Raw genomic sequence first — 12,026 nt, 5'->3', positions numbered from 1 at the left:
GTCACTTAACGTCACCTTATCAGATCTTGCGCCGCCGCGCGCCACGCGGTGCCCCTCGCGTCCCTGCGGTGGATGGTCTAGGACGGGTGAAGCGGTACAGGGGGCGGCTTTGGGGTTTTGGATTATCGCGGGGCTCGCGGCCTTTGTTCTGGGCCTGTCGAAGGGCGGCATGCCTGTGGTCGCGATCCTATCGGTGCCGTTGATGTCCCTTTATATGGACCCTGCTTTGGCCGCCGGGCTGCTTCTGCCGCTCTATTTGGTGGCGGATGTCTATGCGATCTATCTGTTCCGCCGTGACTTTTCGGTCCGCAACTTGGCGATTTTGCTTCCGGCGGCGCCGCTCGGCGTGTTGGGGGGCTATTTCGCGGTGACGGTCGTGTCGACCGACGCCACCAAGCTTTTGTTGGCCGCAATCGGGCTGAGCTATATTGCCCGCTCGGTAACCAACCGGTTGCGCAGCCGCACCGTGCCAGCCCGGCCCGCCGATGTGCCGCGCGGTGTGATCTGGGGCGCGGTGGCGGGGCTGACCAGCTACATCGCCCATGCCGGTGGGCCGCCTTACCAGACCTATGTGCTGCCGCAAAAGCTCGACAAAATGGTCTATCTGGGCACCACGGCGATCTTCTTTGCTGCCGTCAACCTGATGAAACTGCCCGCCTATATCCTTGCCGACCAGCTTGATTGGGCGTCGGTCGCGCAGGCCGCCTGGCTTGCACCCTTCGCTTTGGCCGGTGCCTTTAGTGGCGCGAAGATCAGCCGTTGGCTCCCTGATAAGGTTTTCTTCGCGTTGATCGAATTGGCGCTGGCGGTGGTGTCGGTGAAATTGCTGGTCGAAGGTGTCACCGGCCTTCTGAATTGATCAGGCTGCCTTTCATCCGGTCACTCGCAAAGTGTCGCACCTTGCACGGCTTGAATCGATGGGGCTCAATACCCAAATATTGAATGAAATAGGCAACTTAGCACATGCCTCATTTTAGGCGAAGAGGGTCGGCAAACGCCCGAGATCTTCGCTTCTCACACAGTTTTTGACAGGAGGCCAGAATGGGGCGTGAACTCACGCTTTTCAGCACCAAAGAACCAAAGACTCGCAGCGAAGTCGCCGCCTTTCTGCGCAATCTTGCGGATCGCCTCGACACGGCTGAGGTTGTTCTGAGGCAGGGTCAGGATGAGATCGTTTTGACGCTGCCCGAGCAGATCACGCTCGAAGTGAAGGTTGAAGATGAGGAAAAGCGCAGCAAAGGCACGCAGCACAGCCTTGAGGTCGAATTGAAATGGTATGACGGTGACGCGCCTGGTGGGCCACTTAGCCTGGGCTGACGCGTAAACCGGGCTTGCCGGGCGGGCGTTTCAATCCAGCGCTGAGCCGTTGCGACCAACGCTTTCGGCGTAGAGCGCGACATCTTCCTAGCAGCCCCTAACTGGCGCCGGATGCCTTTCGGCGCCTTAATCGTGTTTGGCCGCCACGGTTTTCAGGCTTGAGAACCCGTAGAGCGCCTCGAACCCTTTCTCGCGGCCATGTCCCGAAATACCCGTGCCGCCAAAGGGCAATTCGACACCACCGCCTGCGCCGTAATTGTTCACGAAAACCTGGCCCGCGCGCAGGCGTTTGGCCAGCCGCATCTGCCGCGCGCCACTTTCGGACCAGACAGAGGCGACCAGCCCGTAATCGGTGCCATTGGCGATCGCGAGCGCCTCTTCCTCGGTGTCGAAGGGAATGATCACTTGGACCGGGCCAAAGATCTCGTTCTGTGCCAGGATGTGGGTCGAGTTTACGGCTGTAAACAGCACAGGCGCCACATAGGCGCCGCCCACAGGCGCCTCATCCATGACAAACCCGCGGGCCGCAACGGTCAGGTCCGCGCCCTTGGCCAAAAAGCCTTCTACAATCTCTTTTTGGCGGGCGGAGACAAGCGGCCCGACCTCAAGGTCGATCATGGCGGGCCCGGCGCGCAACCCGCGATATTTTGCGGCCATGGCGTCCACCACACGGTCATAGACCCCGCGTTGCACGAGAATTCGGGAGGAGGCCGAACAGGTCTGCCCCGCATTCTGGATCCCTGCATTCACCAGAAAGGGCAGGGCGGCGTCGATATCGGCATCGTCGAAGACCAGCTGAGGCGACTTGCCCCCAAGCTCCAGCGTGACCGGCACCACATTCTCGGCGGCGGCTTTCTGGATCAACTTGCCCACCCCGACCGAGCCGGTAAAGGACATGTGTCGGATGCCAGGATGGCCCGCCAGCGCGGCCCCGGCCTCCGCCCCGAGGCCCGGCACAACGTTCAGCGCGCCCGCCGGCAGGCCCGCGCGATGGGCGATCTCGGCAAAGGCCAGTGCGGTCAGGCAGGCCTCTTCCGCCGGTTTCAGCACGCAGGCATTGCCCATCGCCAAAGCCGCCCCGATCGAGCGCCCGATGATCTGCATCGGGTAATTCCATGGGATGATGTGGCCCGTAACGCCGTGCGGTTCGCGCAAGGTGTAGACCGTGTAGCCATCCAGATAAGGGATCGTCTCGCCATGGATCTTGTCGGCGGCGCCACCGTAGAATTCCAGGTAGCGCGCCAAAGCGATCACATCGTTGCGGGCCTGGGTCAGGGGCTTGCCGACATCTTGGGCCTCAAGGCGGGCCAGTTCATCGACATGCTCCAACACGGCGCGACCGATCGTGGCCAAAAGCCGCCCGCGTTCCGCTGCGGTGGCCCGGCCCCATTCCCCGGCCAAGGCGACCTCGGCCGCAGCGATGGCGGCCTCCACATCCGCCGCGCCGCCGCGTGCGATCCGGCAAATCTCCGTCCCGTCGGACGGGTCAATAAGGGGCAGGCTTTCGCCGCTTTCGGGCGCCCGCCATTGCCCGCCCACAAAGATGCAGGCGGGATCTAACCCTAGCGGTTTCAGATCACCCGCCATAGGCCACCGAGGGCAGCCAGGTGACCAGCCACGGGAACTCGAACACGATGAACAGCCCTGTCAATTGCAGCATCACAAACGGGATCACACCCTTATAGATATCGCCAATGGTCACGCCCGGCGGGCATACGCCTTTCAGATAAAATAGCGCAAAGCCCACAGGTGGCGTTAGGAATGACGTTTGTAACGTCACCGCGACCAGAATCGCAAACCACGTCACCACCGGCTCGGCCACTTGGTCATAGCCGGGTATGTCGCCCTCCAGCCCCAGGCCCGCGATGATCGGCAACATCAGGGGCATGATGATGATGGTGATTTCGATCCAATCCAGCAGGAAGCCCAACAGGAACACGATGAACAGGATGAAGACGATGATCATGTAGGGATCGTCAAAGGTGCTCAGCACCAGGCCTTCGATGATCTCATCCCCGCCATAGCGGCGCAGGATCAGGGCGAAGAAGTTCGCCGCCAGAAAGATGCCTACGATATAACCCGATGTGTTCAGCGTGGACCGGCTGACATCTTTCAGAACCTTCATGTTCAGCCGCCCATTGGCCAGCGCCAGCAGGGTTGCGCCAAGCGCGCCCAGGCCAGAGGCTTCAGTGGGCGTGGCGATGCCGGCAAAGATCGAGCCGAGTACCAGCAGGATCAGGATCATCGGCGGGATCACGGCCAGCAAGACCTCTTTGATCACCGGCCAGCCGACCTCTTCGGTGCGGTCCGGCGCGGGCATCGCGTCGGGTTTCAGCAATCCGTAGATCACGATGAAGGCGATGTAGAGCCCGCCCAGGATCAGCCCCGGAAACAGCGCGCCCATAAACAGATCGCCCAGGCTGATCGCCAATTGATCCGACATGATCACCAGCATGATCGACGGCGGGATCAGGATGCCCAACGTGCCCGCCGAGGCGATTGTGCCGGTGGCGATGGGTTTGGAATAATTCTGCGCCATCATCGCGGGCAGGGCCATCACGCCAAGCAGAGTGACGGAGGCGCCGATCACACCGGTGGAGGCCGCCAGGATGATCCCGATGATCAGAACCGTCAGCGACAGACCGCCCCGCAATCCGCCGAACAGCTTCTGCATCGAATTCATCATTCGCTGCGCCACACCGGACTGATCCAGCATCAACCCCATGAAGATGAACATCGGCAGTGCGACCAGAACCGGGTTCTTGATCGTTTGGCCAAAGATCCGACCCGATAACACGTTCAGGCGCTGATAATTGATGCCTGTCCGGTCGAACTCGATAATGTCGCGGAAGAAGCTGCGATTGGGGTCCAGGAATAGCTCTGCCACCAGCACGAAGATCAGGCTGATGCCGACCAGCGCCATGGCGACCGGGATGCCGCGAAAGAGCATCCAGATAAAGCCCAGGAACATCGCCAAAACGGCGATCTCATTCAAAGTGAGCCATTCCATCTTATTGCCCCTCGACCGGCGCTGCGGGGCCCTGAAGCATTCTGAGGCCGCCAACCACAAGCGCGGTCACGACGAGGCCAGCGATGATCGTCCAAGAGCTTTCGATATTGCCGATCTCGACCTCGTCGAAGACCGCGTGGCGGCTGATCTCACGGCCCGATGTGCCCGCCGGGCTGATCAGCCAGATGATCCCCAAAAGCCCATAGTAAATCAGCAGATTGATGGTGAAAAACGTCGCTGGCAGAGCCGCCCACAGGATGCGCCACAGCTTCAGTTCGGAAATTTCCTTGAGGTTGCGGATCAAGGCCGACCAACAGGCCAGCGCGATCAGGATGAAGCTGACATTCATCAGGATCTTCAGGATCCACAGATTGTGCAATCCATTGGGACTGTCCGAGCCTTCGTCAGAGACGACGGATTGCAGCGCATAGCCCACCGTCACGTCCCAAGCCAGGATGATGAATGGCAAAAACAGCCAGCCCAAGGCAAAGAGGTTCACTCTGACCTGCCTGGGCCGTGGGTAATTGTCATAGAAGATGTCCACCCGCACATGGCTGTTGGTGGTGACGGCATAGGCCACACCGGCCAGAACCGCGACGCCATAGAGCCACCATTGCAGATCGTCGAGCCAGGCTTGGTTCTGGCCCAGATTGCGCATCAGCACCTGCGAGACGATGGCGACCATCAGGATCGGAAAGATCCAGGCGGCGAGGTTGCTGATCGCAACGACCAACCGGTCGCCGATATTGTGATAGGCGCGCCCGATCTCTCCGGGATCGGAGATGGCGACGGCCTGCTGCTCGGTGTCCATGACGTGTCATCCTCCCACACACGGCCCGGCCAATTCCATGGCATCGTGGCCGAAATCGGGGCGCGGTCCAAGTCTGGCCGCGCCCCGTGACTTGTTAAGGTCGCATCGGACCTGATCCGCCGCGATCAGTTGCGCGGGCGAGGCAGGTAGATGTTGTTCGACCAGACCTCATAGCCTTCGCGGAATTCCTGCAGATCGGTCCAGACCTCGTTGAAGAATTCATCTTCGGCGGCGAGCTCTGCTGCAACCTCGTTCCAAGCGGACTCGAAGGCGTCCAGCATCTCTGGCGGCCATTGGGCGATGGTCACACCGTGTTCTTCGGTGTTCTGGATCATGGCCGCGTAGTTGACCGCTTCCCCCTCGGCATAGTTCGAGGTGATGTTGGCCATGCAGGCGGTTTCGATCTGGTTCTGGCTGATCTCGTCCAGATCATCCCAGACGTCGTTGTTGACGAGCAGTTCGAACATCGTTGCGGGCTGGTGCCAGCCGGGGAAGTAATTGTAGGACGCGATGTTGTAGAAACCCAGGCGCTGGTCGATCAGCGGCATGGAGAACTCGGTTGCGTCGATGGCGCCACGCTCAAGCGCGGGGAAGATATCACCCGCGGCCAGAAGCGAGGTCGAGACGCCCAGACGCTGCATCACCTCGGCGCCGAGGCCGAAGAAGCGCATGTTCAGACCTTCCAGATCGTCGAGCGAGGTGATCTCGGTGCGGAACCAGCCCGAGGTTTCCGGCGCGATGATGCCGCAGGGGATCACATGCACGTCGTAATCGTTCTCGTCATACATGCGCTGGAACAGTTCCAGACCGTCATCGTAGAACATCCAGGCCAGGAACTCACCCGCTTCCGGGCCAAAGGGCACGGCGGCGAAAAGCGAGGCAGCTGTGATCTTGCCCTGCCAGTACCCTGCGGTGGCGAAGGAGGCATCGACGGAGCCGTTGGAAACCGCATCAAGCGCTTCCAGCGTCGGGACCAATTCGCCGGGATCGAAATGCTCGAATTCCACCGTGGTCGAGATGCTGTTGAGCGTTTCCACGAAGTTTACCGCCGCGGTGCCCAGGATCGGCAGGTTGCGCGAGAAAGACGAGGTCATCTCGATCGTTTCCTGTGCCTGCACTGCACCGGCAGTCGCGGCCAGGGCGCCGACCATGGCGGTCGCCGTCATCAATTTTTTCATGTGTAGTCCTCCCTAAGAACTTTCGTTATGCGGGCAATCTGCCCTTTGGGTTGCTGCGTCGGGTCACCTTGCCGGGCAGGTCCGCGCGTTGCGGCGCGGTGTTTGCCCTCCTCCGATGGCCCCAACCTCTGCACCGGGGGGCTCCCCCCGGATGTTTCTGGCCCGGTTGATCCGGGCTGTCATTTGCCGCGCCATAAGCGCGGGCTGTGTCATCTGCCAATGGCCTCCACCACTGGTCCATGTCAGGCGAATTCCGCTGTCCTCCAAAAGTGAGTCGCCATCATCGTGGGACACAGTATTTCGCCTAAAGCTGTATTTTGCTATGGTTTCCTTACCAATTTCGATGACTTCAAGGGGCGAACGCCATCTGTTTGCGCTAACGACTGCGCTGATTGCGGCGAACTCGTGCCGTGACGGGCGGAGAGCACTCATATCTTTCGAAGCCCCAAACGTTTGAGAAGCGCCACAAGAACCTGTCTCGCCTCGTCACGGTGGCGGGTATGGCGGGCCACGGCGACCTCTGCATCGCCGCGGGCAATGGCCTCCATGACGGCGCGGTGGTCTTCGTTGGATTTGACCGGCAAGGGGCGGACATTCAGCGTGACCAGTCGGGCGCGACGCACCTGATCGGCCAATCGGTCGACGATCTCGATACTGCGGGAATTGCCGCCCAGCCGCACCAATTCGCGGTGAAACGCATCATCGGCCTTGGCCCAGGCCTCGCGGTCCTTGGCGGCGATGGCGGTATCCATGGCATCGATGGCCTGCGCCAGATCGGCCAAGTCCTCCGCGCTGTAGCCCCGCTCTGCGGCGCGTCCTGCAGCCAGGCTTTCCAGCGCGGTGAGCACTTCGTAGATCTCTTCCATGTCATCGGGCGACACCGGCAGGATCCGCACACCTTTCCGGGGCCGCACCGTCAGCAGCCCCTGGGTTTCCAAGACTAGAACCGCCTCGCGGACGGGTGTGCGCGACATGCCCAGCTCATCGGCCAATTCCGTCTCCAGATGGTCCGAGCCAGGCGGCAAATCACCCGAAAAGATCCGCTGCCGGATCGCCTCGGCGGCGCGATGCGTGTTGGAGAGCGTCTTGGTTTTGTCGGGGGCGGGCGTCATGAATGCGGGCCTCCACGCGACAGGTAGGGGGAGAGCGCGATTTTCTGGCCGCTCTCTGCCGAAGCATAGATCGCCTCTTCGATTTCAAGGATCCGCAGATAATCGGCGGCCCGGTTTTCCGGATCGCGCTCACCCGCCATCGCCGACAGAACGTGATCTTGCAGTGCGTGCACGCAATCGCCGCCAAACGTCTCTGCTTGGTTGGGCGGCAGCAAACGCTCAGGCTCCTGATCGCCGAAGCTGCGCAGCCACACGCTGCCATCGCCCTTCAATGTCAACGTGCCCGCGACACCTTCAATCAAGGCTTCTCCCATGGTGCAGCGCAGATTGGCCGCGGCGTGATCGAGGTTGCGATTGCCGTCGATCAAGGTGCGGGCCCCACCGGGATGGTCGGCCAGGATATACCCCGCATCTTCGCCCGCAATCACCGGGTTCACCCGGCGCAGATCGGCATAGATTGCCGTAGGCTCGCCCAGGATGAAGCGGAACGTATCCACGTAATGCATCGCCGTTTCATGGACGAGGAACCGCGGCATTGTCTGAAAATAGGGTTGTCGATCCAAGTAGGCATCCGGGCCCTGGCCGTCACCGGGGCGCAGACGGAAGGTCGCCTGCATGACTTGGCCGATCAACTCGTCATCTACGGCGCGCTTGATGGCGCGGAACCAGGGCTGGAACCGAAAGTTCTCGTGCACGACCAAGGTTGCGCCCGCAGCCGCGGCCTCTGCCGTGATGGCGCGTGCCTCGTCGAGGTTCTGGCAGAATGGTTTCTGGCAGATGATCCATTTCAGGTCGTGGGCGAGCGCAATGCGGATCGTGTCGGCATGGGCGACGGGCGGCAGGATGATGTCCAGCAGATCGGGGCGCTGTTCGTGCAGCATTGTCGGCAGATCGTCATAGGCGGGCAGGCCGGTCGCCTGGGCCTTGGCCAGGTCGCGGTTGCACGACGCCACCAGCTCCGCCCGATCAAGCCGCGCCCAAGATCCATAATGGAATTGGCTGAAATAGCCCGCGCCGACGCAGGCGACCCGATATGGCGCGCCGCCGCTCATCCGTCGACCAGTTCGGCCAGCACGGCCTCGGCCGCGGCGCGGGTTCCGGCCTGGCCCCCCAGATCACGTGTCAGCCCGGAACCGCCCCTGGCCACCACGTCGTAGACCGCGGCCCGCAGGCGCCGTCCATCGACGCGCATTGCATCGATTCCGTGCTTGCCGCCCAGCCAATCCAACATCATCGCCGCCGACAGGATCATTGCAAACGGGTTTGCGACGCCTTGGCCGGCAATGTCCGGTGCAGATCCGTGGCAGGGCTGAAACACCGCTTGGTTCAGCCCGATATCGGCCGAGGGGGCGAGGCCAAGGCCGCCCATCAGCCCCGCGCCCAGATCCGACAGGATGTCGCCGAACATGTTCTCGGTGACCAGGACGTCGAATTCCCATGGCTTTTGCACCATCCACAGGGCCATCGCGTCCACATAGGCGTGATCGGCGGCTAGGTCCGGATGGCGCGCGGCTTCGGCATCGAAAATCGCGCGGAAGAAGGCAAAGGCGCGGAACACATTGGCCTTGTCCACGCAGGTCACCCGGCCCGGCCCATCGCCTGCCGCCTTGCGATCGGCGGCCAGGTCGAAGGCGAACCGGAACAGATGTTCAGAGGTCTCGCGCGTGATCCGCAGCGTTTCTTGTGCCCAGTCCTCAGTCACCTCACCGCTGCCTTGGGTGTGAAACAGCCCCTCCGTGCTTTCGCGGATCAGCAAGAGGTCGATATCGCGCCCCTCCGGCAAGGCCAGCGGCGTGGGCAGGCGCGGCGCCACCCGCACGGGCCGCACGCCCGCGAACAGGTTGAACGCCTTGCGCAGGTCGATCTGCGGTGAAATTTCGGTCCCGTCGGCATAGCGCACATCGGGCAGGCCCATCGCCGAGAGCAGGATCGCGTCGGCTTCGCCTGCGATCTTCAGCGAGTCGTCGGGCAGCGCGATACCGGTCTTCGCATAATGCTGCGCACCTGCGGGGGCATCAATGAAGCGAAACCCATAGGCATCCGACGAGCCCGCCAGTTCTTTTACAATATCTAGTGTGGGCCCCATGATTTCGGGGCCGATTCCATCGCCGTGAAACACGGCTATCTGGAATGTGTGGCTCATAGTATGATCGTCCCGGTAGCTTTACCCGTTTGGATCGGGTGTTCGTATTGACTAACGTATACATTAAAGAATACTTACAAAAAGGCAAAGCCAAAATGCGGTGGGGCGCAAAAAAGTCCGAAGGGGAAGTCCATGTTTGTTGTTACGGTTACGCTGCGTATCGATCCGCCGCAGCTGCCCTTATTCGCAGCCTTGATGCGCACCAATGCGGCGACCTCACTGGCGGAAGAGCCCGATTGCCTGCGCTTTGATGTCTGCACTGATCCGTCGACGCCTGATGAGATCTTCTTATATGAGATCTACAGGGATGAAGGCGCGTTCAAGGCCCATCTGCAGAGCAAGCATTTCAAGACCTTCGATGAGGCCAGCGCCGACATGGTGATCTCCAAACGGATCAAAACCTATAGCGAGGTCGCGGTGTGAGCGACGCATATTGGCAGGTCTTTGCGGTCAAATATGCCGACCGGAATGCGCGGGTGCGCGGGGATAGCTTCATCTTCGATGACGCCCATGACGCGCCGCATCCGATGGACTACTTCATGTGGCTGTTGCGGCGTGGGGATCAGACGATCCTGGTCGATACCGGCTATGATGATGCCGAGGGGGCCACACGCGGGCGTCCGATCCTGATGGATCCGGGCGCGGCGCTGGCACCTTTGGGCGTGCGACCTGACGATATCACGCAGTTGATCATCACCCATTTGCATTACGACCATGCGGGCGGGCTGCATCTGTTTCCGAACGCGCAGATCCATCTGCAGGCGGCAGAAATGGCCTATGCGACGGGCCCGTGCATGTGCCATGGCACGCTTCAGGCGCCATTCACGGCGGATCATATCTGCGAGGCCGTGCGCCGGGTCTATTCCGGCAAGGTCATCTTTCACGACGGGGACGCGCAGGTCGCCGAGGGCGTCACCGTGCACCGCATCGGCGGTCATTCGCGTGGTCTACAGGCCGTGCGCGTGCTCACCCAGGCGGGTTATCTGATGCTCGCCTCCGATGCGGCGCATTTCTACGAGAATTTCCAGGCCCGCAAACCGTTCCCCATCGTGGTGGATTTGCAGGATATGCTCGACGGGTTCGAGACGCTCGACCGTCTGGCCACGCGCCCCGCGCTGATCGTACCGGGCCATGATCCGCTTGTGATGCAGCATTTTCCGGAAGGGCCCGCGGCCCATATCGTGCGGCTTGATCTTGGCCCCCAAAAGGACATCACCCCATGAAGATAGGTGTCATCGCAGATGATTTCACGGGTGCCTCCGACATCGCCCTGACCCTGGCCGAGGCGGGCGCGCGCACAACGCAATACATTGGCGTGCCGAGCGGTTCGGCAGAGGTCGATGCCGCGGTTGTCGCGCTGAAATCCCGCACGGCGCCGGTGCCCGAGGCCGTGGCCGACAGCCTAGCAGTCTGCGATTGGCTGATCGGGCAGGGCGCGCAGCAGATCGTCTTCAAGGTCTGCTCGACCTTCGACAGCACGCCAGAGGGCAATATCGGCCCGGTTCTGGATGCGTTGGCCGACCGGCTGGGCGCGGCGCGAACACTGGTTTGCCCCGCTTTCCCGGAAACCGGACGCTCCGTCTATATGGGGCATCTTTTTGTGGGGGATCGGCTGCTGAACGAGTCAGGGATGCAAGATCACCCGCTGACGCCGATGACCGACCCCGACCTGCGCCGCTGGCTCGGCCTGCAATCGGGGCGCGAGATTGGTCATGTGCCTGCGGGTATCGTGGCAGAAGGCCCTGATGCGATCTGCGCGGCGCTACCGGAGGCGGGCCATGTGATCGTCGATGCGATCCACGATGCGGATCTGGTGGCCATCGGACAAGCGGCCAAGGGCATGGCGTTATTATGCGGTGGGTCTGGCATCGCGCTGGGATTACCCGCGAATTTCGGCATCAAGGCCGCACAGCCCAACCTGCCGCCGGTGACGGGGCCTGGCGTGGTTCTCTCAGGGTCCTGCTCAATCGCCACACGCGGTCAGGTTGCGGCCTTCACCGGCCCGCGCCGAGAGATCACCGCCGAAGCCGTCATGGCCGGAGACATCACCGCCCAGGCCTTGGACGATTGGGTTTTGGCGCAGGAGACGCCGCCGCTGGTCTATTCCTCAGCCGATCCCGCCATCGTGCGTGCCGCGCAGGAGAGGTTCGGGCGCGAGGTCGTCGCGGATCGGATCGAGGCGCTGTTTTCCGAAACGGCCCATTTGTTGGCTGAAAACGGTGTGACCCGGATCGTTGCGGCGGGTGGCGAGACATCGGGGGCCATTGTGTCCGGCCTGAACGCCAAGAGCCTCAGCATCGGCCCCCGCATCGCCGCCGGTGTGCCGCTGGTCCATGCCGATGGGGTGGCATTGGCGCTGAAATCCGGCAATTTCGGCGGCCCCGATTTCTTCGCCGAAGCCCTGGCCATGATGGAAAGCGGTTCGCGGACTTAAAGGCCGTATCCTTCGAGGGGA

12 protein-coding genes are annotated in these 12,026 nt (G+C 61.8%); 5 read left to right on the top strand and 7 right to left on the bottom strand.

Annotated elements, in window-relative coordinates; all coding sequences use genetic code 11:
• Nucleotides 1–109 precede the first annotated feature (109 nt).
• Together V8J82_RS16205 and V8J82_RS16200 are read left to right on the top strand one after the other, a co-directional pair.
• Nucleotides 110–859: a sulfite exporter TauE/SafE family protein gene (locus tag V8J82_RS16205; RefSeq protein WP_339976565.1), complete on the top strand. Its 750-nt coding sequence runs from the start codon at nucleotides 110–112 to the stop codon at nucleotides 857–859.
• Between the two features lie 182 nt (nucleotides 860–1,041).
• A complete protein-coding gene (locus tag V8J82_RS16200) occupies nucleotides 1,042–1,317 on the top strand; it encodes an amphi-Trp domain-containing protein (protein WP_339976563.1) in 276 nt (91 codons plus the stop codon).
• A 126-nt stretch (nucleotides 1,318–1,443) separates the two neighbouring features.
• On the opposite strand, the gene V8J82_RS16195 is transcribed toward V8J82_RS16200, so the two are convergent.
• The 7 genes from V8J82_RS16195 to V8J82_RS16165 all read right to left on the bottom strand — a co-directional run bounded on the left by V8J82_RS16195 (nucleotide 1,444) and on the right by V8J82_RS16165 (nucleotide 9,571).
• Nucleotides 1,444–2,904, bottom strand: coding sequence for an aldehyde dehydrogenase family protein (locus V8J82_RS16195; protein WP_339976561.1), 1,461 nt, complete (start codon nucleotides 2,902–2,904; stop codon nucleotides 1,444–1,446).
• A complete protein-coding gene (locus V8J82_RS16190) occupies nucleotides 2,894–4,327 on the bottom strand; it encodes a TRAP transporter large permease (protein ID WP_339976559.1) in 1,434 nt (477 codons plus the stop codon). Before V8J82_RS16190 ends, V8J82_RS16195 begins: the two co-directional genes overlap by 11 nt.
• Nucleotide 4,328: 1 nt before the next feature.
• On the bottom strand, nucleotides 4,329–5,138 hold the full coding sequence (locus V8J82_RS16185; protein ID WP_339976557.1) for a TRAP transporter small permease subunit: 810 nt from the start codon (nucleotides 5,136–5,138) through the stop codon (nucleotides 4,329–4,331).
• 125 nt (nucleotides 5,139–5,263) lie between these two features.
• A complete protein-coding gene (locus V8J82_RS16180; protein ID WP_339976555.1) occupies nucleotides 5,264–6,316 on the bottom strand; it encodes a TRAP transporter substrate-binding protein in 1,053 nt (350 codons plus the stop codon).
• Between the two features lie 428 nt (nucleotides 6,317–6,744).
• Complete coding sequence (locus tag V8J82_RS16175) at nucleotides 6,745–7,428, bottom strand: GntR family transcriptional regulator (RefSeq protein WP_339976553.1); 684 nt, start codon at nucleotides 7,426–7,428, stop codon at nucleotides 6,745–6,747.
• A complete protein-coding gene (locus V8J82_RS16170) occupies nucleotides 7,425–8,480 on the bottom strand; it encodes a Gfo/Idh/MocA family protein (protein WP_339976551.1) in 1,056 nt (351 codons plus the stop codon). The genes V8J82_RS16175 and V8J82_RS16170 overlap by 4 nt, the downstream gene beginning before the upstream one ends.
• Complete coding sequence (locus V8J82_RS16165; protein ID WP_339976549.1) at nucleotides 8,477–9,571, bottom strand: isocitrate/isopropylmalate dehydrogenase family protein; 1,095 nt, start codon at nucleotides 9,569–9,571, stop codon at nucleotides 8,477–8,479. The genes V8J82_RS16170 and V8J82_RS16165 overlap by 4 nt, the downstream gene beginning before the upstream one ends.
• A 132-nt stretch (nucleotides 9,572–9,703) precedes the next feature.
• Here V8J82_RS16165 and V8J82_RS16160 point away from each other — a divergent pair, with 132 nt between their 5' ends.
• From V8J82_RS16160 to otnK, 3 genes are read left to right on the top strand one after another with little or no spacing between them, the layout of a single operon-like run.
• Nucleotides 9,704–9,994 (top strand): putative quinol monooxygenase, encoded by a 291-nt coding sequence (locus V8J82_RS16160; protein WP_339976547.1) that lies wholly within the window; start codon nucleotides 9,704–9,706, stop codon nucleotides 9,992–9,994.
• Nucleotides 9,991–10,794: an N-acyl homoserine lactonase family protein gene (locus V8J82_RS16155; RefSeq protein WP_339976545.1), complete on the top strand. Its 804-nt coding sequence runs from the start codon at nucleotides 9,991–9,993 to the stop codon at nucleotides 10,792–10,794. The genes V8J82_RS16160 and V8J82_RS16155 overlap by 4 nt, the downstream gene beginning before the upstream one ends.
• Complete coding sequence (gene otnK, locus V8J82_RS16150) at nucleotides 10,791–12,005, top strand: 3-oxo-tetronate kinase (RefSeq protein ID WP_339976543.1); 1,215 nt, start codon at nucleotides 10,791–10,793, stop codon at nucleotides 12,003–12,005. Before V8J82_RS16155 ends, otnK begins: the two co-directional genes overlap by 4 nt.
• Nucleotides 12,006–12,026: the final 21 nt, after the last annotated feature.

The sequence above is a fragment of the Gymnodinialimonas mytili genome, from assembly GCF_037544085.1.
Lineage (GTDB): Bacteria > Pseudomonadota > Alphaproteobacteria > Rhodobacterales > Rhodobacteraceae > Gymnodinialimonas > Gymnodinialimonas mytili.
This window is presented reverse-complemented; position numbering and strand designations above follow the sequence as displayed.

Coding starts and splice junctions, on each gene's coding strand:
- V8J82_RS16185 (WP_339976557.1), bottom strand. CDS start 5,138: ATGGACACCGAGCAGCAGGCCGTCGCCATCTCCGATCCCGGAGAGATC.
- V8J82_RS16180 (WP_339976555.1), bottom strand. CDS start 6,316: ATGAAAAAATTGATGACGGCGACCGCCATGGTCGGCGCCCTGGCCGCG.
- V8J82_RS16195 (WP_339976561.1), bottom strand. CDS start 2,904: ATGGCGGGTGATCTGAAACCGCTAGGGTTAGATCCCGCCTGCATCTTT.
- V8J82_RS16190 (WP_339976559.1), bottom strand. CDS start 4,327: ATGGAATGGCTCACTTTGAATGAGATCGCCGTTTTGGCGATGTTCCTG.
- V8J82_RS16200 (WP_339976563.1), top strand. CDS start 1,042: ATGGGGCGTGAACTCACGCTTTTCAGCACCAAAGAACCAAAGACTCGC.
- V8J82_RS16170 (WP_339976551.1), bottom strand. CDS start 8,480: ATGAGCGGCGGCGCGCCATATCGGGTCGCCTGCGTCGGCGCGGGCTAT.
- V8J82_RS16175 (WP_339976553.1), bottom strand. CDS start 7,428: ATGACGCCCGCCCCCGACAAAACCAAGACGCTCTCCAACACGCATCGC.
- V8J82_RS16165 (WP_339976549.1), bottom strand. CDS start 9,571: ATGAGCCACACATTCCAGATAGCCGTGTTTCACGGCGATGGAATCGGC.
- otnK (WP_339976543.1), top strand. CDS start 10,791: ATGAAGATAGGTGTCATCGCAGATGATTTCACGGGTGCCTCCGACATC.
- V8J82_RS16160 (WP_339976547.1), top strand. CDS start 9,704: ATGTTTGTTGTTACGGTTACGCTGCGTATCGATCCGCCGCAGCTGCCC.